The organism is Methanococcoides burtonii DSM 6242 (assembly GCF_000013725.1).
GTDB lineage: Archaea > Halobacteriota > Methanosarcinia > Methanosarcinales > Methanosarcinaceae > Methanococcoides > Methanococcoides burtonii.
In genome coordinates this window covers 1393844-1415577 of sequence record NC_007955.1, presented here as the reverse complement: position 1 = coordinate 1415577, position 21734 = coordinate 1393844, and the positions used below count along the sequence as shown (strand labels likewise).

General features: G+C 43.2%; 21 protein-coding genes, 1 tRNA gene and 1 pseudogene. 15 read left to right on the top strand and 8 right to left on the bottom strand.

Annotation, left to right across the window (positions count from 1 at the left end; translation table 11 throughout):
- Positions 1-31: 31 nt before the first annotated feature.
- From MBUR_RS06835 to MBUR_RS06800, 7 genes are all read left to right on the top strand, one after another.
- On the top strand, positions 32-883 hold the full coding sequence (locus MBUR_RS06835) for a sulfide/dihydroorotate dehydrogenase-like FAD/NAD-binding protein (protein ID WP_011499392.1): 852 nt from the start codon (positions 32-34) through the stop codon (positions 881-883).
- Positions 874-2241, top strand: coding sequence for an NADPH-dependent glutamate synthase (gene gltA / locus MBUR_RS06830; protein WP_011499391.1), 1368 nt, complete (start codon positions 874-876; stop codon positions 2239-2241). Before MBUR_RS06835 ends, gltA begins: the two co-directional genes overlap by 10 nt.
- Before the next feature lie 102 nt (positions 2242-2343).
- Positions 2344-4347 carry a phosphoadenosine phosphosulfate reductase family protein gene (locus tag MBUR_RS06825; protein WP_011499390.1) on the top strand — a complete coding sequence of 668 codons (2004 nt, stop codon included), beginning with the start codon at positions 2344-2346 and terminating at the stop codon, positions 4345-4347.
- Between the two features lie 143 nt (positions 4348-4490).
- Complete coding sequence (locus MBUR_RS06820) at positions 4491-5501, top strand: AI-2E family transporter (protein ID WP_232221874.1); 1011 nt, start codon at positions 4491-4493, stop codon at positions 5499-5501.
- Between the two features lie 106 nt (positions 5502-5607).
- Entirely contained in the window at positions 5608-5928 is a 321-nt protein-coding gene (locus tag MBUR_RS06815; RefSeq protein ID WP_011499388.1) for a DUF6951 family protein, read from the top strand.
- Between the two features lie 300 nt (positions 5929-6228).
- Positions 6229-8136: a threonine--tRNA ligase gene (locus tag MBUR_RS06805; protein ID WP_011499387.1), complete on the top strand. Its 1908-nt coding sequence runs from the start codon at positions 6229-6231 to the stop codon at positions 8134-8136.
- Positions 8137-8157: 21 nt separating this feature from the next.
- A complete protein-coding gene (locus MBUR_RS06800) occupies positions 8158-8448 on the top strand; it encodes an acylphosphatase (RefSeq protein ID WP_011499386.1) in 291 nt (96 codons plus the stop codon).
- 62 nt (positions 8449-8510) lie between these two features.
- Here the strand turns inward: MBUR_RS06800 and MBUR_RS06795 are convergent, their stop codons facing one another.
- Positions 8511-8717 carry a hypothetical protein gene (locus MBUR_RS06795; RefSeq protein WP_048063294.1) on the bottom strand — a complete coding sequence of 69 codons (207 nt, stop codon included), beginning with the start codon at positions 8715-8717 and terminating at the stop codon, positions 8511-8513.
- Positions 8718-8859: 142 nt separating this feature from the next.
- Between MBUR_RS06795 and MBUR_RS06790 the strand changes: the two genes are divergently transcribed.
- Positions 8860-9336 carry a toprim domain-containing protein gene (locus MBUR_RS06790; RefSeq protein ID WP_011499385.1) on the top strand — a complete coding sequence of 159 codons (477 nt, stop codon included), beginning with the start codon at positions 8860-8862 and terminating at the stop codon, positions 9334-9336.
- Between the two features lie 161 nt (positions 9337-9497).
- On the opposite strand, the gene MBUR_RS14125 is transcribed toward MBUR_RS06790, so the two are convergent.
- Positions 9498-9635, bottom strand: a complete 138-nt coding sequence (locus MBUR_RS14125) for a hypothetical protein (protein WP_198003710.1) — start codon at positions 9633-9635, stop codon at positions 9498-9500.
- Positions 9636-9879: 244 nt separating this feature from the next.
- Here MBUR_RS14125 and thiI point away from each other — a divergent pair.
- Positions 9880-11055: pseudogene (gene thiI / locus MBUR_RS06785) on the top strand (tRNA uracil 4-sulfurtransferase ThiI).
- Between the two features lie 60 nt (positions 11056-11115).
- On the opposite strand, the gene MBUR_RS06780 reads toward thiI, so the two are convergent.
- The 6 genes from MBUR_RS06780 to MBUR_RS06760 form a co-directional block, all read right to left on the bottom strand.
- A tRNA-Ala gene (locus tag MBUR_RS06780) sits at positions 11116-11187 on the bottom strand.
- A gap of 47 nt (positions 11188-11234) precedes the next feature.
- Positions 11235-11504 carry an elongation factor 1-beta gene (locus tag MBUR_RS06775; protein WP_011499382.1) on the bottom strand — a complete coding sequence of 90 codons (270 nt, stop codon included), beginning with the start codon at positions 11502-11504 and terminating at the stop codon, positions 11235-11237.
- Between the two features lie 9 nt (positions 11505-11513).
- The gene (locus tag MBUR_RS13480) at positions 11514-11678 is read right to left on the bottom strand and encodes an HVO_2753 family zinc finger protein (protein ID WP_011499381.1); all 165 of its coding nucleotides are present in this window, start codon (positions 11676-11678) and stop codon (positions 11514-11516) included.
- Positions 11679-11782: 104 nt separating this feature from the next.
- Positions 11783-12415, bottom strand: a complete 633-nt coding sequence (locus tag MBUR_RS06770; RefSeq protein WP_011499380.1) for an amino acid kinase — start codon at positions 12413-12415, stop codon at positions 11783-11785.
- A 15-nt stretch (positions 12416-12430) separates the two neighbouring features.
- Positions 12431-13408, bottom strand: a complete 978-nt coding sequence (locus MBUR_RS06765; RefSeq protein ID WP_011499379.1) for a hydantoinase/oxoprolinase family protein — start codon at positions 13406-13408, stop codon at positions 12431-12433.
- On the bottom strand, positions 13405-14328 hold the full coding sequence (locus MBUR_RS06760) for an ATP-grasp domain-containing protein (protein ID WP_011499378.1): 924 nt from the start codon (positions 14326-14328) through the stop codon (positions 13405-13407). Before MBUR_RS06760 ends, MBUR_RS06765 begins: the two co-directional genes overlap by 4 nt.
- A gap of 136 nt (positions 14329-14464) precedes the next feature.
- Between MBUR_RS06760 and MBUR_RS06755 the strand changes: the two genes are divergently transcribed.
- The 6 genes from MBUR_RS06755 (at position 14465) to MBUR_RS06730 (ending at position 21709) form a co-directional block, all read left to right on the top strand.
- Positions 14465-14872: a heat-shock protein gene (locus tag MBUR_RS06755; protein ID WP_157196668.1), complete on the top strand. Its 408-nt coding sequence runs from the start codon at positions 14465-14467 to the stop codon at positions 14870-14872.
- A gap of 151 nt (positions 14873-15023) precedes the next feature.
- A complete protein-coding gene (gene grpE / locus MBUR_RS06750; protein ID WP_011499376.1) occupies positions 15024-15599 on the top strand; it encodes a nucleotide exchange factor GrpE in 576 nt (191 codons plus the stop codon).
- A 78-nt stretch (positions 15600-15677) separates the two neighbouring features.
- Positions 15678-17540 (top strand): molecular chaperone DnaK, encoded by a 1863-nt coding sequence (gene dnaK / locus MBUR_RS06745; RefSeq protein WP_011499375.1) that lies wholly within the window; start codon positions 15678-15680, stop codon positions 17538-17540.
- Between the two features lie 66 nt (positions 17541-17606).
- Entirely contained in the window at positions 17607-18797 is a 1191-nt protein-coding gene (gene dnaJ, locus MBUR_RS06740) for a molecular chaperone DnaJ (RefSeq protein ID WP_011499374.1), read from the top strand.
- A 119-nt stretch (positions 18798-18916) separates the two neighbouring features.
- The gene (gene trkA / locus MBUR_RS06735; RefSeq protein ID WP_011499373.1) at positions 18917-20251 is read left to right on the top strand and encodes a Trk system potassium transporter TrkA; all 1335 of its coding nucleotides are present in this window, start codon (positions 18917-18919) and stop codon (positions 20249-20251) included.
- Between the two features lie 21 nt (positions 20252-20272).
- Positions 20273-21709, top strand: coding sequence for a TrkH family potassium uptake protein (locus MBUR_RS06730; protein WP_048063574.1), 1437 nt, complete (start codon positions 20273-20275; stop codon positions 21707-21709).
- Positions 21710-21734: the final 25 nt, after the last annotated feature.

Genomic DNA, 21734 nt, shown 5'->3' with positions numbered 1-21734 from the left:
TTACTTCCGACTGTAGCATGAAAGTGATCACATGGCATACAAAATAACAGAGAAACGTCAGTTGGTGCCGGATGTGCACCTGATGAACATCCAGGCTCCCGATGTGGCTGCGGCTGCAAATGCAGGGCAGTTCATTATTCTTCGCATCGATGAAGCCGGTGAGAGGATCCCTCTTACAATCGCAGACTACAATGCAGATGAAGGGTCTGTCACCATTATCTTCCAGGAAATGGGGAAAACGACAAAACAGCTCGCAAAGATGAGTGCCGGCGAGGATCTTCTTGATTTTGTAGGGCCTCTTGGCAAAGAGTCCGAGATCGAAAAGCTCGGGACTGTTGTGCTTGTTGGCGGCGGTGTTGGTATCGCTCCTATCTATCCTCAGGCAAAAGAATATCGTGCAGCTGGAAACAAGGTAATTTCCATTATTGGGGCACGCAATAAGGACATGCTCATACTTGAGGATGAGATGATCGCTGCCAGTGATGAAGTTCTTGTAGCGACTGATGATGGTTCAAAGGGCCACCATGGTTTTGTAACGGACCTTGTCAAGCAACTTCTTGATGGTGATGAACATATCGACAGGATCGTAGCCATCGGTCCTCCTATTATGATGCGCGCAGTTGCAGGTGTTACTGCCTCATATGATGTTGAGACACTCGTTAGCCTTAATCCGATAATGGTCGATGGTACCGGTATGTGCGGTGGCTGCCGTGTCAATGTTGGCGGTGAGGTCAAATTCGCTTGTGTGGATGGGCCTGAGTTCAACGCAAAGGATGTGGACTTCAATCTGTTGATGAGTCGTCTGTCCTTTTATCGTAAAGAAGAAGCTGATGCTATCACAAAGTCCCAGAAAGGCTGTGGGGATGATTGCAAATGTCAATAAGACCGAAAATGCCACAGCAAGCTCCTGAAGATCGTATCACTAACTTTGATGAGGTCGCTTTAGGATACACTGAAGAACAGGCTATCCTTGAAGCAGAGCGCTGCCTTGAGTGTAAGAACCCTAAATGTGTGGAAGGCTGTCCTGTGAACATTGATATTCCAGGCTTTATCTCAAAGATCAAGGAAGGCGACTTCCAGGAAGCTATCAATATCATAAAAGCCACGAATATTCTTCCTGCTGTATGCGGTCGTGTATGCCCTCAGGAAGAGCAGTGTGAGAAACTTTGTATCCTCGGAAAGAAAAGCGAACCAATTGCCATTGGTCGCCTTGAAAGGATCTGCGCAGATATTGAGCGAAAAGTTGGTGTAAAGGACCCTGTTGTAGCACAATCTACCGGTAAGACCGTGGCAATAGTCGGTTCAGGTCCTGCAGGTCTGACAGCAGCTTCTGACCTTGCAAAGGCAGGTCATTCAGTTACAATATTCGAAGCCCTGCATGAGGCAGGTGGTGTACTTGTCTATGGTATTCCTGAGTTCAGACTTCCAAAGGCAATTGTGAAGGAAGAGGTGGATCATATTCGTAAGCTCGGTGCTGATATCAAAATGGATTACGTTATCGGTCGCATACTGACCCTTGACCAGCTAACTGACAGATTCGATGCGGTCTTCCTCGGAACCGGTGCAGGTCTGCCAAAGTTCATGGGTATCGAGGGTGAGAACCTCAATGGTGTCTATTCTGCCAATGAGTTCCTTACGCGTGTGAACCTGATGAAGGCATACAATAATGATTTCGACACTCCAATAAAGCGAGGCAGCAACGTTATTGTCGTAGGTGGCGGGAATGTGGCAATGGATGCTGCACGCAGTGCTTTAAGACTTGGTGCAGATGAGGTCAGCATTGTTTACAGGCGCAGCGATGAGGAACTTCCTGCAAGGCGCGAGGAGATCGAGCATGCAAAGGAAGAAGGTATTGTGTTCCGATTACTGACCAATCCTGTGCGTATCATCGAAGGCGAGAACATGTCTGTCAATGGCGTTGAATGTATTAAGATGGAACTTGGAGAACCCGATGATTCAGGACGCAGGCGGCCTGAGGTCGTAGAAGGCTCTGAGCACATAGTCGATGCTGATATTGTTATAATGGCCATAGGTACTTCACCGAACCCCATCATTTTCGATGGTTCAAAAGGTCTCGAGGTTACGCCATGGGGTACAATTGTCGTAGATGAGTCCGGTATGTCCTCCATTGAAGGCGTTTGTGCCGGCGGTGATGCAGTGACCGGTGCAGCAACCGTTATCAGTGCAATGGGTGCAGGCAAGCTGGCAGCTGATACCATCAACAACTATCTTTCAAAATAATTGGATGAGTGGCAGATATATTGATCTGCCATCTCTTTTTTTATATTTTGCTTCTGACCATATGGAAGTATTTAATACCTGCCTATTCTATTCTTGAATTCAATGCATTTGAAAAAAAGCGATGCCCGAATTCACAAGATGCCTTCGAGAAAAGGCGTAGTTGATAAAAAGAAGCATTCAAGGAATCCAGTGTCTAACGAGCAGTCTACTATATACTGGTGTAAAAATTGCAATGTTCCCCTTCTCGATAAGAATTGTGGCGTCTGTGAAGGTGAGATATTTGAAATTAAGCTATCCGGGCCTGGCGACATAAGATTCTGTTCACCGTATGAACGTGAACTTCTAGGTAAGCTTTTGCTTTCTGAATTTGGCTGTGATCCTTTGGGTGAAAGGCTGGTCCTGTTGAACAAGATATCCGGGGAGGATAAGACCGCTCAGGTCATAGTGGACGGTCTGGACATCGGCACTCTTCTTTTTGATATGTCCCTGATGGAGCACCACTTCGAGATATCTGTGGCAGGAGCACAGGTATTTCATGGACTTATCGGTAGTAGAACCGTCACTCTGAAAAAAACAAAAATGCATCTGAACGGAAAAAAGGTCAGTTCTGAACTGATCGAAAGTTCTACCAATGACATAAAAACAGGGGACCCTGTGATAGTTGTGTCCGGTAATCTCGTTGGGGTCGGGATATCACTTGTAGATAGTGATAATATGGCAACTGCAGATTGTCCTGTCTTAAGGGTTCGGAAGATATCCAGTGGTGACCTTAAGTTAAGCTCTAGGGTAGCAACTCTCGAAGATGCCATTACTGCTAATCTTCCTCACCTGCGAAAAATTGGTAAGAACGCAATGAATACCATCAAAGGAATTGCGAGCCAGAAGGAGCACCGCAAACTTCCTGTGCATGTCTCATTCAGTGGTGGAAAAGATAGCCTTGTTGTCCTTGATCTTACTCTAAGTGCCCTGAAAGGCAGGGATGTAAGGGCATTTTTCCTTAATACCGGTATCGAATTCCCTGAAACTGTGGAATTCGTTCATTCCCATTGCGAAAATAGGGGCATCGAACTTATTGAATCAAAAGCTGAAAATGCCTTTTGGGAGAATCTTGAGAGCTTTGGTCCTCCTGCAAAGGATTTCAGGTGGTGCTGCAAGGTTTGTAAACTTGGGCCCGCGGGTGCTATCATTGATCAATGCAGCGAGAATGGGGGTGTATGTCTGACCATTGATGGGAAGCGTAAATTTGAATCATTTTCCAGGTCAAATATCTCTGCCAGCGAAAAGAACCCCTTTGTTCCGAACCAGTTGAACATATTCCCTATTCGTGATTGGCGTGCCATTGAGGTATGGCTCTATATCTATTGGAGGAAGCTCGATTATAATCCACTCTATGATGTTGGTTTTGAACGGGTGGGCTGCTACCTTTGTCCTGCAGAACTGTCTGCTGAGTATGAAAGGCTGAAAGATCTCCATCCTTCTATCTATGATCGATGGAACAGTTTCCTTTTGAAATGGGCAAGGTCTAAAGGCCTTTCTGATGAATATGTGCGGCATGGTATGTGGCGCTGGAAAGAACTTCCTCCCAAAATGCTAAAACTTGCGAGCGAACTTGGTATTGAGACCGAACCCTCCAGTGTAATTGACGATTTCGATATTACGCTGACATCTGGTTTTTCACCATGCAGGGAAGGTGGCTTTACTGTGGAGGCAAGTGTCAAAGGTGTACTTGTCAGCGAAGCTTCTGCGATTCTGAACATGCTGGGTTCAACTGTCTTTTCTGAAGAACTCGGAATGGTCCTACTTAAAATGGATTCCGGAACTGTGAAATTCTTTTCATCAGGCAGTTTGAAGGTCACAGCGAATTCCAAAGAATATGCGCATTCCTGCCTTGAAGCGACTGCTAAGCAACTTTTGCGTGCGAGTAAGTGCACTGAATGTGGTATCTGTTTGAAGGTCTGTCCTGTAAATGCCATTGAATTGGGTTCGGAAAAAGGCAGGGTATACATAAATGATTCGTGTATAAGCTGTGGGAAATGCACTGATGGATGTGTGGTACTGAAATATTCGGACAAGATCCTTTCTGCCATGTTGAATGGCAGGAAGTGAACCTCTATTTTTGAGTGAACTTTTAATAGGGTGTAATTGCTATATTATATACTAATTAATATTATTCATACATATTTAGCGTGTATTCAATGGTCACAGATATATCGGGCGATTTGTTCCCTCAAATTAGTTCCAAATGGAAAATGGTTCTTAGTGTAGCTTTAGTTCTACTTTTTTCACTATTCATCATTATTCTCCTACCCATTGCTGATGGTATCATGCTGGGAATCGTATTCGCATATATTGGCCGCCCGATCTACAATTTTATAAAAATGAAACGCCATCTCGGTGCTCTGGTGGCTACGATGTTCATTGTGATCCCTATTGTGATGATACTTGGGATGGGCATCATCGAGATCGCTAATCAGTTGATGTGGATTGCTGAGAATCAGGGGGCAGTAATTGAGTCTCTACTCGATTTCATCCGCAATCTCAATATTCCGGATGCTTATTACGAGAACATTCGGCAAACAATATGGAATTCGTCTATCTCCATCCTCCCTCTTCTTGGGAATCTGGTTTTCGTATCCTATGCCCGCGGTATAGCAATGTTCATGATTAATCTGTTAGTTGCTGTTCTAGTTTGTTATTTCCTTCTTGCGGACGGGGATGGACTTTATCGTTCTGTTCTTAGAATTATTCCAAAAGGTAATCAGCATTTAGTTAAAAGATATGTCCATCACATGGATATTATCCTTAGTGGGGTTTTCATAGGGAATGCTTATGCAGCACTCTCAGTGAGCACTCTTTCGGTCATAGTGTTCTATGCTTTCGGTCTTTCGCATGTACTTGCACTGGCGACTCTCATATTCGTAGCATCGGTAATTCCAATGTTTGCAGGTTATATGGTCTTGGTAGTGCTTACGATCGTACGTTATTTCAGTTTGGGATTTGAAAGTGCGCTGATCTTCTTTGTTGTGTCGTCGATAATTATTTATGCTCCACCTGAATTTTTCTTGCGTCCTTATCTTGCAAGCATCAAATCACACATTCATCCTTTCTTGATCATGCTGGCTTTCCTCGGTGGTGCATTTGTTGGCGGTATCGCAGGTTTCTTTGCAGCACCCATACTTCTTGGTACTTTGGTATCGGCTTACCGTGTTTATGTTGAAGATCTGGAGTATGTTTCGCCTGAGACTTCAGCAGACGAATAAAATTTTTATAATTGAAGGTTTTAGACTTTTCAGTTTATTGCTGATAGTGAGATTATCTTTTAATATAATGGATCATATTTATTTTTAACAATAAAAGCTGGTTTTTATGACAGAGGTTATAGTAAATTCTGATGTATGTGGTTTCGTACATAATATACATGGTATCCTGGATGGTGGGAATATTGTGATAGATATCGATTCTCCTTGTGAGAAGATACAAAGAATGGGGCACCTGGAGGTTCCTATACTTGAGACCCTCGATATTAAGGATAATTATGTTATTGATAGGGCTCAGAAAGAGAATTGTTCATCAAATTGCCTTGTTCCATGTGCTATTCTGAATGTTTGCAAGATAGAAGCTGGATTTCTTGCTAGGTCACTTGTCAAAAAAGCGGGTGGATTGAGCATAGAATTTAAAGATGCTTGATCATTTCTTTTTTTCTTTGTTTTTAAGGACATGCCAAATATGGTTTCTACAATTGTTATTATCGTTCAGTTCCCTTGCAAAAGTATGGGTAATTATCTTTAATTGAGGAATGGTTCTGTTTTTCTAAATTCCTTTGTGTTCTCATCACAAAGGATATTTAAAGAATGTATGTATAACATGTCGCAAGACATCAAGTAATCATCCTGTCTTTTATGATCTTTACCGGAGATACTCAGATCTTGATCTATCTTCAATATTGTAGAGGTTGTTCTATTCACAGGACCATCAAGCGGTGAAATCATGCAATTATTACTCATTCATTCCGATTATATCGAATACGAAGTAAAAAAGAGCACTCCTGTGGCGGAAGAGATCGAAGAGTCCTTTAAACAGGGTCGTCTTGAGGACGCACTTACGGCATTCATGGCCGTTGAGAGCTTCGATGAGGCAAACCCTCAGGAGATAATCGATCGCGCAGTCTCTGAGATAGAGAATGTTGCAGGTCAGGTCAAGGCAGAGAATATAATGCTTTACCCTTATGCTCATTTAAGCTCCGACCTTTCATCTCCGAAAGTAGCTGTTTCAGTCCTAAAAGGCATTGAAAATGCACTTGAGGGCAAGTACAATGTCATGAGGGCTCCATTTGGCTGGTATAAGGCGTTCCGCATCAGTTGTAAAGGTCACCCGCTTTCTGAACTTTCCCGTACTATCAGGCTGGAAGGGGCTGTGCCATGCGGAAAGGTCGTCTCTTTGGATGCTGAAAAGAAAGAGGTTGTTTCTGAAGCCCTTAAAGCCGAGGATTCTGCAAAGTCCTACTGGCGTATTCTAACGCCTGATGGTGAGCTCCACGATGCAGAAACCTTTGATCTTACAGGCCATGATAATCTTCAGAAGTTTGTGGACTATGAGATATCCAAGAATAGGAACATAGAGAAAGCACCTCCTCATGTTGAACTTATGCGTCGTCTCGAGATCGCGGATTATGAACCGGGGTCTGATTCCGGCAACATGCGCTACTATCCAAAAGGCAGGTTGATGAAATCACTGATCGAGAACTTTGTTCTCGAGGAGTCTTCAAAGATCGGGGCAATGGAGGTTGAAACTCCACTGATGTATGATATGAATCACCCGACCTTGAAAAAGTACCTTGATAGGTTCCCGGCACGTCAGTATTCGATTGAGTCTGACAAACGTCATATGTTCCTGAGATTTGCTGCATGTTTCGGTCAGTTTCTTATGAACCATGACATGACTATCTCTTACAAGAATCTCCCTCTTAAGATGATCGAGATGACGAGGTACAGTTTCAGGAAAGAACAACGTGGCGAGCTTGTCGGGCTTCGCAGACTTCGTGCTTTCACAATGCCTGATATGCATACTCTCTGTCCTGATATGGAAGCCGCTATCTCTCAATTCGGTGAACAGTACAGCATGTGTATTGATATCCTTCGTAAGATTGGTATCGATGTGAGTGACTTTGAGGTTGCTATTCGCTTTACTCGTGAGTTCTATGATGATAACAGGGAGTTCATAACCGAGCTTGCAAAGAAGGTCGATAAGCCTGTTCTTGTGGAGATGTGGGATACTCGTTTCTTCTATTTCGTACTTAAGTTCGAGTTCAATTTTGTTGATGCTATAGCAAAAGCGAGTGCACTTTCCACTGTCCAGATAGACGTGGAGAATGCAGAACGGTATGATATCAATTATGTTGATGCAAATGGCAAGATAAATCGTCCTACTATATTACATTGTTCGCCAAGTGGTGCTATAGAAAGGTGTATCTATGCCCTTCTTGAAAAGGCGGCAATGGATGCAGAAGAAGGTAAGGTTCCAAATCTTCCTGTCTGGCTTTCACCTACTCAGGTGCGTGTTATTCCAATTGCTGAACGGCATATGGATTTCGCTCAAGAGGTCGCTGATTCTCTCTTGTGTCGTGCAGATATTGATGACCGGGAAGAGACCGTTGGTAAGAAGATACGTGATGCAGGTAGAGAGTGGATTCCTTATGTGGCAGTGATCGGTGATAGTGAGGTTGAGAGCGGCAAGGTCACTGTGACAATTCGTGCAGAATCTGAACCAAAGAAGCCGATGAAAGTGGAAATGACTGCTGAAGAATTGAGTGAACGCGTATTCAATGAGATCGGTGATATGCCATATCGCAGTCTTCCTCTTGCAAAACTACTTTCCATGAGGCCAAAGTTCATTTAATGATTTGTCGGTGTTGAATTTATGAATACGACAGATGATGTGTCCTGTGCGGAGATATATGTCTCTGGCAGGGTTCAGGGAGTCTATTTCAGGGGGTTTACCCAGAAGACCGCTACTAGTTTAGGTCTGATGGGGTATGCCCAGAATCTCCCTGATGGTCGTGTCAAAGTGGTTGCTCAGGGGAAAAGGTCCTGCATTTCAGAACTGTTGGACCATTTACATATTGGCCCTGAGCTATCAAATGTTGAATGTATTGAAGTTGGCTGGATGGGTCTCTCTGATACTTTCACTGATTTTTTTATCAAAAGATGATCGTTTGACATGGGTTGCTATTATCTGGGATCTTTACGATTTTAAAAGGATATGCTCTAAATTCAGTGTTCACTTTCTTCGAACATCTCATATTCAGCTTCAGCAACCTTCTTTTCAATATCCTCTAATCCCAGTATCTCTTTTAGTTCTATGATACAATCCATGCAGACATGGCTATGGCCTATCATTCTGCCTTCTGATATTTTGTTACCATAATCCCCTTCAACGCCTGCTTCCCTACATGCTTTTCCGCAAAAGATGCAACTCATTTATACCACCTCCAATGGCAAGAACAATTATCTCATCAATTATAAGTTTCATAAATCTCTCTATATAATGTTATCGTTCTATATGAAAAAATAATGTCAGTTTGGGATGATTATTTAGGTCTGTATGTGATATTCCATATTAATGTCAAAATTTCATCCTGGCAGTGGGTCCTCTGCAATTAAGGATCATTTGAAAGCTCCCTTTTCTGACTATCAGTGGAGGCTCGAATCGATCGAGCTCATACTTGCTGAGCTGGCGGAACATTCCAATAATGGAGCTATTATTCTGGCTGAAGGGAAACGTGACATCATTTCGTTGAAAAAACTTGGTATCAACGGTCCTATCGAACTCGTCACGCAGTCCCCTCTTACGGAGATCTCTGAAAGGGTTGCAAGTGAGAAGAGACGAGTTATCATTCTTACTGATTGGGACCGGAGGGGTAACATCCTTGCTGCGAAACTTTCTGAGGACCTGGTATATCTCGGTGCTGATGTTGATATGCAGCTACGTGATAAGCTAAGTTCTTTGGTTAAAAAAGAGATCAAGGATGTTGAAAGTCTTTATACTTATATTATAAAATTAAGAAAAATAGTCACTGGTGATCAGATCGATATCTGATCACGATGTGTGACTAATCGTGTGGCACTTTTATAACTGGTCTCTACTGATGTTGTACTGCCACATTTACTGCAGTAGTACATGAGATTGCCTCCCATCTTCATACGCCTAAGATCGATCTCGCAACGATGGCATTTTAGTAAACTTGTCATAAGATCGCCTTATCCCATTATCGTGATCGAATCAAGTCTTGCAGTTCCTGCTTTTGTCCAGTATTTACATACCTTGCATACCTGCAAGCTGTCATTTTCTAGCTCAAGCTCTGAGTTACACTTTGGACATTTGTCTAATGTTTTCATTATATACCCCCACCGATCCATGATATGTAAGTAATATCGTATTATAGTGCAAAAAAGTGTATTGGAAATCCCACTCCCCAAACTCACTCCTTTGTTCTATATTGCATTTCAATATAGTCTTCGTCCTTATGGATAACCCTACCTATGTGATTCATCCATACATATAGTTTTCTTTTTTGTTCTAAAATTGCTATCATTTGCCTCTACCAAATAGCTTAAAACAGATGCATGATTAGTATGGGCCATGTTCGATGTGGTCATTGTAAGGTATGGAGAACTAGCACTTAAGAGTCCGGGTGTCAGGAATCTATATGAAAGGATCCTTGTACGGAACCTTGAAGCTATGTTGAGGCAGAAAAACGTCTCATTTTCCAGAGTTCATCGTGAATGGGGTCGTATCTTCATTACTTCCGATGACCCGGAAGCTGCAATAGCAGCTGCGGACGTCTTTGGGGTTGTTTCCACATCAGCAGCTAAAATGATAGATGCTGATGTTGATGAAGCTGCAAAGCTTTGTGCAGATATTGGTGTCGATATCATAAATGAAGGTGAGTCCTTTGGAATTCGTGCACGCCGTGTGGGTAAAGAGGGTCCTTCTTCCACGGACATTGGCAGATTATGTGGGGATGCGGTCTGGACCAGGCTTGAATCTATTGGAAGAACTCCTAAAGTGGACCTTTCAAATCCCGACCGTGAGATCTCCGTTGAAATGAGGCAGAACAAGGCATATGTTTTTACGGATATTGTCAAAGGCGTGGGTGGTCTTCCGCTTGGCAGTCAGGGTATTATGATCGTTCTAATGTCAGGTGGCATCGATTCTCCAGTGGCCGCATGGCTGATGATGAAGCGTGGTGTGAAGGTTATACCTGTCTATGCGAACAACATACCTTTTTCTGATGATAGGGCACTTGAACGTGCGATCAAAGCTGTTGAGCGGCTTCAAAAATGGTCTCCTGCAGACCCTATGAAAATGTATGAGGTTCCTCATGGAAAGAACCTTGATGAGTTCATGAAGAAGTGCATTGTGAAGAATACCTGCCTTCTCTGTAAACGCACAATGTATCGTATGGCATATGAGATCATGAAAAAAGAGAATGCTGATGGCATTATCACGGGTTCATCCATTGGTCAGGTGGCTTCACAGACCGCTGCCAATATGCATGCTGAAGTATAGGGTCTGGGAATCCCGCTTTATCATCCTCTCATAGGCCTTGACAAAACCGAAATAATCGATATTGCCAAACGTATTGGTTCCTATGATATTTCTATAATGCCAACCTCAGGCTGTGGTGCTGTTCCTGTTCATCCAGAGGTGAAGGCAGTGTTTGGTTCCATTGTCAAAGAAGAAGAAAAAGTGGACATTGAATCTCTTGTTAATGAAGCGGTTTCCAACGCAAAAGTTATCCATATGGGGGAATGAATAATCCTCTTATTACTCTTTTTTATTCATCTGATTGCTTCATTTCAATGATCTCTCTAATGGACTCGGCGGGATTTGAACCCGCGGCCTTTACGTTGCGAACGTAACGATCTACCCCTGATCTACGAGCCCTATGGATAAATAATAAAAAGAGAAATAAAAAAGTAAAAAATTTATAGTTAAACAGGTCTTCCCAATTCAGTGACCTGTACGCTCTCTACACCAGGTACTGCTGCAAAAGCTTCTTCTACAGGCTCTGTGCCGCCTTCGAGGTCGCCAACGAGGACTACTAGTTTAAGTGCTTTCAAACCAAATGCGACAGGTTCTATCTCTGAGCCAAAGATAGATGCGCCTTCTGGTAATACTGCTTCAAGCCTGATCTTAAGGTCATCCAGGTCGGTATCTACCCCTTCTGGCATGATCTTCATTGTTGCTGCTACTTCACCCATTATGATTCCTCAGGGTCCTACAAATCCGCATTTTGGACATGTGTAAGGGTTGCTCTGTTGTCTGCACTTGGTACATCTTCCAAGTTCGGTTTCGCATGTTGGGCAAGGGAGTCTTGTGAACCCTTTCTCAACAAGGTGAATTCCGCATGATGTGCATTGTTCAACTTTTGCCATATTATAAATCTCCTTTTTAATTCAGTAAATTGTATGATGCTGGAACGAAACGTATTGTTTCGCTATAAGCTATTAACGGTTTCTGTACATACGCGGTATCTAATTTAAGCATTCCCCTTGATATAAGTTCCTATTACTTTTTTTCCTTCAATGGCTGCAATCACCCTCTCAGGATGATCTCCATTCACGATCACGCATTCCATGCCGTGCTTTATCAGCATTGTGGATAACATCCGATCAGCGCATGTTTCTCCCATTACCTCAAGTTCCTTTAAGGTTATTTCCTCTATCATTTTCCCATTATTGAAAATACCATCAACATCGGTGGCTTTGACAAGTCTTGCACTCATCCTTTGTGCCACCCATGCTGCAATGGTGTCTGAGGTAACATCCCATGAATGGGGTAGTTCATCTGTATCTTTCAAAAGTCTGTATGGGAGTAATATTGATACATTTGCGTTGATATTGCTTGTATTCTCGATGGTTGGTATGCTGCTTAGATCTTCGAGAAGGTGTGCATATTGTTCCATTGCTGCTATAGCCATCCAGTGGGCTGCTTTTTCCGTGAGTGAATACTCTTTAGATATCCTGCGTATAGTATCTGCAAAGATGCCTCCGCCGGGCACAATGATCACTTGCATATTCCCTTCGGTTGCGGCAAAGTGGTCAGATATGGCCTTTATGAGCTCTGATGATCTGTCTATCAGACTTCCTCCAAGTTTAAGGACGACCTTCATGAGCAATTTCCCTTATCATTCGTTCTTTTCCTTATCCATCGATCTGGCCGCAGCATATGCGGGAAATACCTTCGATATATTCTTACTCCACTTGTCCGCAGTTGAGAAACAGTCATAACCGAGCCTTTTTGCAGCCTTTTCTATCATGAACTCTCCTAAACCTGCTGACACTATCATGTCAAGTTCATTCGCTTCAGCAACGGCAGATACTGAATTACATAGCAATTCTATCTGTCTTTCCTTAACGTTCTTTGCCAGCCGGTATATGTCCTCTTCTGATATTTCGGTAAGGTCTGCACATACAACGCGGGCAAGTCTTCTCATACAATCGATTCTGTCTTTGCCTGCACCGTCTGAAGTCTCGCATGTATAGAGTTCTTTATCGATATCTCCAAGCATCATATATGCATCTGCTGTATTTGCAAAGAGTTCAGATGATACCCGGCATGTGCCAGCATCAAGGTTTACGGTTTCAAGCAATGCCGCAAGGTTCGTGCGCAGCGTACCTGCATAGAACAGTTCATCTCTGAGCAATCTTGAAAAATCAGTATGTCCTGCAACATGTTTTCCATTCTTGATGGGAATCACATCACTTGTAGTGCTGCCTACGTCTACAAAAATGCAATCTCCGACCTCTTCTCCTATCAGGCGGGCAGATGCAGCCCAGTTTGCTGCGGCAAGTTCTCTGTTGTTTTGTGTACTTTTCTGGAAATTACCGGTATTGTTGACGTATCTCACTTCACAGTCGAAGGCGTTGTTCACTGCATCCATTATGAAGTTGATACCTTCCTCCTTGTCGACAAAACAGTCTGCCAGTTCTCCTGTCATAACAACGGCCAATCCATCAGGTTGCAGTCTGTCAGCCAGTTCCTTAAGTGCGGATGGGAGGATCGTGTCTTTCCAGAGCGGAATGTAGAGCAATTCTGTAATTTCGCCATCACTTGATGCAACTTTAGTATTTGCTCCGCCGATGTCTACTCCTATATATCTCATCTCAGTTCCTCTTTGGTGAATGAATATTCTCCGGTTATCTTTATTTCTGGCAGTGATTCTCCCATTCCGTTCTTGAGAAGGAGTTCTGCTATCTCTTTGTCCATTATCTTCGTAATACCTACAAGGGATGTTGTAGGTCTTGGATTAACATCTACTATGTATGGTCTGTCCCCAAGTATGATGTCCACTCCTATGTATCCATTGCAGCCTAATGCTCTTGTAGCTTTCTTTGCTACATCATATAGCTCCTGTTCTCTATCTGTTCTGTATGGAGTTGTACAGCCGCAATAATCTATTTTGGAAGCATCCTTTGCGGGGTCTATCTCCATCCTCTGTGCATTCACTGTTAGGGGAAGTTGTTCTTTTCCACAGATCAGGCTAACACTTAGATGTTCGCCTTCAATATACTCGGTCGCAATATGGTCTCTTCTAATATCTGGTCGGTGGCAAACAAAAGTATCTTCAGATGCACAACCATATCTGGGTTTTGTTACCCAGCATCCTTTAAATGGCATACTTTCTCCGAATGCATATGTTCTGGGGACTGCAAGCCCTGCGTTTTCGAGTATTCTGGTACATTCAAGTTTATCCGAACAGATGGATGCTGAATCTGGTGAACAACCAAGGTTCAGTGTATTCTCTTCAATTATTGCTGTAAGTCCCGGGAGTATATCTTCGGGGGCTATGACAAGTCCCGCATCACATTCTTTGGCACATTTCCTTATCGTTGCTTCGATATCTTCTTCGGATGATCTGACAGGTTTCCCGTGCTCGATGGTCGTATCGGAGGTTGTGTATATCACTTCGTGCCCGAGACGCGAAAAGCTGGATGCCAGGGTGGATAGCATTGCTTTTCCTTCCAGAAGGTAGGTGCCGCTCATCCCTGTGCTGACAGCGTATTCAGAAAGAAGTATTTTCATATAAGCTGAGATTATATCATCTTATTTGTTATTTACTGTGACTTATTCTATCTTCGATCTTTTTGAGGTGTATTTTTAACAATTAATATATATAGCAGCAATACAATTACTGAGAGAGGAATAATAAGGGATGGATATGGATATTTCAGATAATCCTTTTGTACAAGCACTGGCAGTCTCAGGCACATTGTCTTTATTCATGATAGGCATGGCTTTGGGTGTAATGCACATTTTCGAGACCGGTAAAAGTCCGATGCCTTCTTCAATGATCTTGCTGATATTTGCTGTATTGTTCATTGTAGGATCTGTCTTCTTTGAAATGAGGGGTGCCGATCAGGTCGGTGCACTTATCGGTGGATGTGTGGTATCATTTGCAGCCACGATCTCTATTTTCTCATTCTTTGGAGGCGTTGAGTTTGTGCGAACTGGTGGGCTTGGGGTATTGGGCTGGGATAAGATTGTCTCCGCACTTGCGTTGTGTATGATCGCCAGTATGTTGCTTGTCAAATTATTGTCTTATAAGATGCAAACTGATTATGCCTGATCCTATTAGATCGGGACTGGCTTTTGTGCTTGTTTTTTTTGTCTATGCTATTTAGTATTACGTATTTTTCTAACCGGTACTTATTTATAGAACATCAAACAATCAGATGTTATTATTATACCGCTCACAAATTATGGCGGAGTCGTGAGAAATGACAGGTAAATTTGGAAAGAAATCTAAATCGGAGAAGAAGTCCGATCCTTGTACTTGCTGTGCAGATGAGAATGCAGAAGCCTTAAAGGAAAATGCTTCTGATAGCACAGAGGATCTGCATACTTCCTGTGATTCTCAGATCGCTGAACTAAATGAACAAATAATGCGCCAGAGAGCGGAATTTGAGAATTTCAGAAATCGAAGCCTGCGGGAAAAAGAAGAATTTCGAAAATTTGCTCTTGAAGAAATAATGGTTGAGTTGCTTGAGGTACGTGACAACTTTGATCGTGCTCTCGAATCTGCTAAAAAAGCAGATGATGTTAATTCCATTATAGAAGGCGTTGAAATGGTGTTCAAGCAATTCACATCTATCCTCGAAAAAGAAGGTCTTAAGATGATAGATTGTGAGGGCAAGGAATTTGATCCCCATTTTCATGAGGCTATGATGCATGTGCAGACTACTGAGCACGCTGACCAGCATATTGTTGATGTCTGTAAAGCTGGTTATGAACTTAACTCAAAGGTTATCCGTCATGCGATGGTCACAGTTGCACAGAATCCGGATGAGGAATGAACGGTTCGTATCGTTTACGAAAGAAATAACTAGACTGCCGTTAATCTGATTTTAATCAAATATAAGTGAGGTATTATTATGGGAAAGATATTGGGTATTGACCTTGGAACTACTAATTCATGTATGGCTGTGATCGAAGGTGGTAAACCTACTGTAATTCCAAATGCTGAAGGTGGAAGGACAACTCCATCAGTGGTTGGTTTTTCAAAGAAGGGAGACAAGCTTGTAGGTCAGGTAGCAAAAAGACAGATGATAGCTAATCCTGGGAACAGTGTAAGTTCTATCAAACGTCATATCGGTGAAGGCGACTATAAGGTCAATCTCAGCGGTAAGGATTACACTCCGCAGGAAGTTTCCGCTATGATCCTGAGGAAGCTCAAGGATGACGCTGAAGCTTATCTAGGCGAGACCATCACTCAGACGGTTATAACTGTACCTGCTTATTTTAATGATTCTCAGAGACAGGCTACCAAAGATGCCGGACAGATCGCAGGTCTTGAGGTCCTAAGAATTATCAATGAGCCTACTGCAGCATCTCTTGCATATGGTCTTGACAAAGAGGAAGGCGACCACAAGATCCTCGTTTACGATCTCGGAGGAGGTACTTTCGATGTATCCATCCTTGAGTTAGGCGATGGTGTATTTGAAGTGCTTTCCACAAGCGGTAATACCCACCTTGGTGGTGATGATTTCGATCAGAGGATCACAGAGTTCCTTGTTGAGGAATTCAAGAAGGCTGAAGGCATCGATCTGTCAAATGACAAAGCTGCCCTCCAGCGTCTCAATGATGCTGCAGAGAAAGCAAAGATCGAGCTTTCCGGTGTTGCTTCTACAAATGTGAACCTTCCGTTCATTACAGCGGATTCCAATGGTCAGCCAAAACATATCGATATTGATATTACAAGGGCACAGTTCGAGAAGATGACCGAAGACCTTGTGGCTAAGACCCTCGAATCAATGAAGATGGCTCTTAGTGATGCGAAGTTGACCACAAAAGACATTGACCGTGTACTTCTTATCGGCGGTTCTACGAGGACCCCTGCAGTATATAATCTTGTCAAGAACTTCATCGGAAAGGATCCATACAAGAACATCAATCCTGATGAGGCAGTTGCAGTTGGTGCAGCTATTCAGGCAGGCGTTCTTTCCGGTGAGGTTCACGATGTCCTCCTTCTTGATGTCACACCACTGACAATGGGTATAGAAACTCTCGGAGGGGTTGCAACCCCACTTATCGAGAGGAACACTACAATTCCTGTTAAGAAGAGCCAGATATTTTCAACTGCGGCAGATAGCCAGCCATCTGTGGAGATTCATATCCTGCAGGGTGAGCGTGGTATCGCATCTGCGAACAAGACCCTCGGTCGTTTTGTGCTTGACGGCATACCACCTGCACCAAGGGGACTGCCACAGATCGAAGTAACATTCGATATCGATTCCAATGGTATCCTTCATGTCAATGCAAAGGATCTCGGTACCGGCAAGGAACAGTCCATCTCTATACAGAAACCAGGTGGATTGTCCGATGAAGAGATCGAGAGGATGGTAAAGGATGCAGAGTTGCACGCTGAGGAAGATAAGGCACGCAAGGAAGAGGTCGAGACAAGGAACAATGCTGATTCTCTTGTTAATGCTGCTGAAAATACCTTGAAGGAAGCTGGAGATGTTGCAACCAATGAGCAGAAAGAACAGATCGAAGCTGCGATCGCTGATCTGAAAACTGCACTTGAAGGGGAAGACCTCGAGGCTATCAAGAGCAAAACAGAAGCACTTCAGGAATCTGTCTATAAGGTTTCTGCTGCAATGTACGAGAAAGCTCAGAAAGAGGCTTCTGCTGGTGCTGAAGCTTCTGAAGATGCAAGTGGTCCTTCATCAACTGGCTCTGCATCAGATGATGATGTCGTTGATGCGGACTATGAAGTTGTTGACGAAGACAAATAAATACCTGAAGGCAATATGTGCAGATGATTTCCATCTGCACTTTTATTTACCTTTAAAGGAGTTCTAATGTCGACCACGCGAGATTATTATGAAATACTTGGTGTATCGAAAGATGCATCTGATACTGAGTTGAAAAAAGCTTACCGCAAACTTGCGATGAAATTTCATCCTGACAAGAACAAAGAAGCGGATGCTGAAGAGAAGTTCAAGGAGATCTCCGAAGCGTATGCTGTCCTTTCAGATGCTGAGAAAAAGGCGCAGTATGATCGTTTTGGACATGCGGGTATCGATGGTCGATACAGTACTGAAGACATTTTTAGAAATGCTGATTTTGGCGATTTTGGTGACCTTGGTGATATTTTCGGCAGTATTTTTGGTGGCGGTGGCGGCTTCGGCGGTTTTGGTGGCGGAGGACGCCGCAGGCAGGGGCCTACAAGAGGCTCGGACCTGAGGTATGACCTTGGCGTAACGCTGGAACAGGCTGCTTTCGGAGAAAAAGTGCATATAAATGTCCCACGTGCAGAGAATTGTGAAACCTGTGGGGGAACCGGTGCAAAAGAAGGCACAAGTCCTAAAACATGTGCTACATGTCGTGGCAGTGGCCAGGTAACCCATGCAAGAAGAACACCGCTTGGCAACTTCATGACCACAACCACTTGTGATGCTTGTCATGGAAAGGGTCAGGTAATTGAATCTCCCTGTCCTGTCTGTAGAGGTTCAGGCAAGCAAAAGAAAGTGCGCAAAATGGGTGTCTCGATTCCAAAGGGCGCTGATACAGGTCTTCGACTGAAGATGTCTGGAGAAGGCGAAGCTGGTAGCCCTGGTGCACCATCCGGTGATCTCTATATTGTCATCCATGTCAAACAACACGATGAATTCGAGCGTATTGGCGATGATATTGTTTATGGGATACCAATATCATTCTCACAGGCAGCGTTGGGCGCTGAGATAAAAGTACCGACCCTTCATGGGAAAGTGAAGATGAAGATCAAGCCAGGCACTCAGACCCATTCCATATTACGCTTAAAGGGTAAGGGTATGCCTCGCCTTCACGGACATGGTCAAGGCGACCAACTTGTGAAAGTGATCGTTGAAACGCCTACGGACCTTACTGGTAAACAGAAAGAACTACTTGATGAATTCGATAGGCTCAGCACTGGTAATTCTAAAGGTTCTAAGGGCAAGGGTTTCTTCGATAAGGTAAAGGACACATTTGAAAGTGCTATCTCTACCATATCTCCTGGTACTGTTGAATAATGGCATGTGCCGGGATCTTTTTCTTTTTTCCACTTTTATATTTGCAGTAAGCTTTAACATAGATATGTTTCATTATCCATCTTTATAATTCTATTATTTTAACAGGTCTGTGTGATTTCATGAAGATCATTATCGTAGGTGCCGGAGAAGTAGGATTTCATATTGCAAGTTCTCTCTATCTCAACAATGATGTTGTTGTCATTGATATCGATGAGGATGCATGTGCGAGAGCTGATGAACTGGATGTACAGGTTATTCAGGGTAATGGTGCAAATGTTTCTATTCTTGAGCGTCTGATAAACGATGCTGATCTCCTTGTTGCCGTAACGGGTTCAGATGAATTGAACATTGTTACCTGTACGACTGCCAAGCTGATATCTCCTTTACACAAACAGCTCAAGACAATGGCGAGGGTAACGAACCCTGATTATATCGACAGGCCTGTTGCAACGCGCACTCAGGTGGGTATCGATGTCATGATCTGCCCTGAGCTTGCTTTGGCTTCTGAGGTTGCTGAGATCCTTTCTATGCCTTCTGCAATAGATGCTGAGGTGTTTGCAGATGGAAAGGTAAAGATGATGGAATTCGTTGTCTCGGATGAAAGCGATCTTGTTGACAAAAAAATGAAAGACCTTGATATTTCTGAATGTTGTATAGTGAGTGCGCTTTATAGAGATTCGAATATTATCATTCCACATGGTGACGATGTCATCCACAAAGGTGACCATGTTGTGGTCATCGGTAAATCCGATGCCATGATGGACATTGGTAATCTCTTTGCCGGACATACGGACAATGTGAAGCGAGTTCTCATCATTGGCGGTGGGACAGTTGGTTTCTATCTTGCAAAGCTTCTGGAGAAAAGCAACACGAGCATTAAGATAATTGAAAAGAATCTGGATCGATGTGAATCGATTGCAGATCTCCTTCCAAAAGTTCTTGTCCTGAAAGGAAATGGTACCGATATACATCTTCTAAAAGAAGAGGGTGTTCAGAACATGGATGTCGTGATCTCCGTCACTGATAGTGATGAGAAAAATCTGTTATGCGCTCTTCTGTCCAAGCAACTTGGTGCAAAGAAGGTTATTGTAAGGGCTGACCATCTTGATTATGTGCCATTGTTCGAATTGGTGGGCGTAGATCGCGCGGTAAGTCCAAGGGAAGCTACGATCAATGAAGTTCTGAAGTTGACAATGGGGACTGGTATTGAAGCATTGACAATGATCGAAGGCGAAAAGGCCGAGATCATAGAATATAATGCATCCAGTACTTCTAAAGTGACTGGTAAACCTTTGAAGAATGTACGGTTCCCTGAAGGTGCTCTGGTATGTATGGTAGTACATAAAGGCGATACATTCGTTCCCCGTGGTAATTATATCATAAAAGAAGGGGATCGTGTTCTTGTGTTCTTATTACCTTCTGCACATCAAAAAGTTGAACGCTTGTTCAAGTGAAATTGGAAGGTATCTATTTTGATAAACTATAGGGTAGTATTTAGTGTATTAGGCTCACTTCTTTGTTTTCTTGGCCCCCTGATGCTCATACCTCTGGTAGTCGCACTCTATTACGGTGAATCGCCTTATCCTTTTGCAGTATCATTTGCAGTGACGACTGTTATTGGTTCTCTGCTTTCCTTTAAGTTCATATCCAGTGAGGACGAATGGGAAAAAAGAGAAGGTTTTGCCATAGTTGCATTTGGATGGTTTGCAGCTGCTTTATTTGGTTCCATACCTTACATGTTCGATGGCGTGACCCCTCTTAATGCCCTGTTCGAATCTATGTCCGGCTTTACAACCACTGGGGCAACGATCTTCGTGGATATCGAAAGTCATTCTCGAAGCCTGTTGTTCTGGAGAAGTATGACGCAGTGGATAGGTGGGATGGGTATCATCATGTTGTTCATTGCCATTCTTCCGAAATTGGGTGTTGCTGGCAGACAGATGTTTCGCGCAGAAGCTCCTGGTCCACAAGAAGATCAGCTCAAGCCGAGAATAAGGGAAACCGCAAAGATCCTGTGGGCGGTCTATGTCTCGATATCCGTACTTGAACTTATACTGTTGCTTGCAGCAGGGATGTCATTCTACGATGCTTCTACACATACTTTTACCACAATGGCGTGTGGTGGTTTTTCTACATATGCTGATAGTGTTGCTGCCTTTAACAGTCCTTTGATAGAAGGTATAATCACATTGTTCATGTTCATAGCAGGTGCAAACTTTGCTTTACATTACAAGACCCTATATTCTGACAAGAAGAGCCTTCTAAAAGACAATGAATTCAAGTTCTATTTTGCTATAGTGGCCATCTCAACCATTCTGCTGACAGGAATACTTCTGAGGGATTCTTATGATACAATACCTACAGCATTCAGATATGCGGTATTTCAGGTTCTTTCCATTCTGACTACGACCGGGTATGCAACTGCTGATTTCAATTTATGGTCTGACTCAGGAAAGGTCATACTGCTGGCCATAATGTTCATTGGGGGATGTGCCGGTTCAACTGCGGGGGGAATTAAGGTCGTCAGAGTTCTGATATTACTGAAATATGCCCGCCGTGAACTTTTCAAGGCAATTCATCCTAAGGCTATAAGGCCAGTGAAGTTCAATGGAAAAAGTGTACCCGGGGATGTTATGCATGCAATTATATCCTTTGTTGTTATATATTTCCTGATCTTTTTATTCAGTTCTTCAATTCTTGCAATTCTTGGTATGGACCTTACAAGCTCTATAACTGCATCGATTGCAACATTAGGTAATATTGGTCCCGGTTTCAATGTGGTGGGCCCAATGGCAAACTTTAGTACGGTTCCGGTGTTAGGCAAACTTATACTAATTGCTAATATGTGGATTGGAAGGTTAGAAGTATTCACTGTTATAGTTATGTTGACACCGGAGTTCTGGAAACGGTAAAAATGAGTTATTGCTTCAGCCTTTC

Excerpts from the sequence above, each read along its gene's own strand:
- MBUR_RS06835 (WP_011499392.1), top strand. The coding sequence starts at position 32 with ATGGCATACAAAATAACAGAGAAACGTCAGTTGGTGCCGGATGTGCAC.
- gltA (WP_011499391.1), top strand. The coding sequence starts at position 874 with ATGTCAATAAGACCGAAAATGCCACAGCAAGCTCCTGAAGATCGTATC.
- MBUR_RS06825 (WP_011499390.1), top strand. The coding sequence starts at position 2,344 with ATGCATTTGAAAAAAAGCGATGCCCGAATTCACAAGATGCCTTCGAGA.
- MBUR_RS06820 (WP_232221874.1), top strand. The coding sequence starts at position 4,491 with ATGGTTCTTAGTGTAGCTTTAGTTCTACTTTTTTCACTATTCATCATT.
- MBUR_RS06815 (WP_011499388.1), top strand. The coding sequence starts at position 5,608 with ATGACAGAGGTTATAGTAAATTCTGATGTATGTGGTTTCGTACATAAT.
- MBUR_RS06805 (WP_011499387.1), top strand. The coding sequence starts at position 6,229 with ATGCAATTATTACTCATTCATTCCGATTATATCGAATACGAAGTAAAA.
- MBUR_RS06800 (WP_011499386.1), top strand. The coding sequence starts at position 8,158 with ATGAATACGACAGATGATGTGTCCTGTGCGGAGATATATGTCTCTGGC.
- MBUR_RS06795 (WP_048063294.1), bottom strand. The coding sequence starts at position 8,717 with ATGAGTTGCATCTTTTGCGGAAAAGCATGTAGGGAAGCAGGCGTTGAA.
- MBUR_RS06790 (WP_011499385.1), top strand. The coding sequence starts at position 8,860 with ATGTCAAAATTTCATCCTGGCAGTGGGTCCTCTGCAATTAAGGATCAT.
- MBUR_RS14125 (WP_198003710.1), bottom strand. The coding sequence starts at position 9,635 with ATGAAAACATTAGACAAATGTCCAAAGTGTAACTCAGAGCTTGAGCTA.
- MBUR_RS06775 (WP_011499382.1), bottom strand. The coding sequence starts at position 11,504 with ATGGGTGAAGTAGCAGCAACAATGAAGATCATGCCAGAAGGGGTAGAT.
- MBUR_RS13480 (WP_011499381.1), bottom strand. The coding sequence starts at position 11,678 with ATGGCAAAAGTTGAACAATGCACATCATGCGGAATTCACCTTGTTGAG.
- MBUR_RS06770 (WP_011499380.1), bottom strand. The coding sequence starts at position 12,415 with ATGAAGGTCGTCCTTAAACTTGGAGGAAGTCTGATAGACAGATCATCA.
- MBUR_RS06765 (WP_011499379.1), bottom strand. The coding sequence starts at position 13,408 with ATGAGATATATAGGAGTAGACATCGGCGGAGCAAATACTAAAGTTGCA.
- MBUR_RS06760 (WP_011499378.1), bottom strand. The coding sequence starts at position 14,328 with ATGAAAATACTTCTTTCTGAATACGCTGTCAGCACAGGGATGAGCGGC.
- MBUR_RS06755 (WP_157196668.1), top strand. The coding sequence starts at position 14,465 with ATGGATATTTCAGATAATCCTTTTGTACAAGCACTGGCAGTCTCAGGC.
- grpE (WP_011499376.1), top strand. The coding sequence starts at position 15,024 with ATGACAGGTAAATTTGGAAAGAAATCTAAATCGGAGAAGAAGTCCGAT.
- dnaK (WP_011499375.1), top strand. The coding sequence starts at position 15,678 with ATGGGAAAGATATTGGGTATTGACCTTGGAACTACTAATTCATGTATG.
- dnaJ (WP_011499374.1), top strand. The coding sequence starts at position 17,607 with ATGTCGACCACGCGAGATTATTATGAAATACTTGGTGTATCGAAAGAT.
- trkA (WP_011499373.1), top strand. The coding sequence starts at position 18,917 with ATGAAGATCATTATCGTAGGTGCCGGAGAAGTAGGATTTCATATTGCA.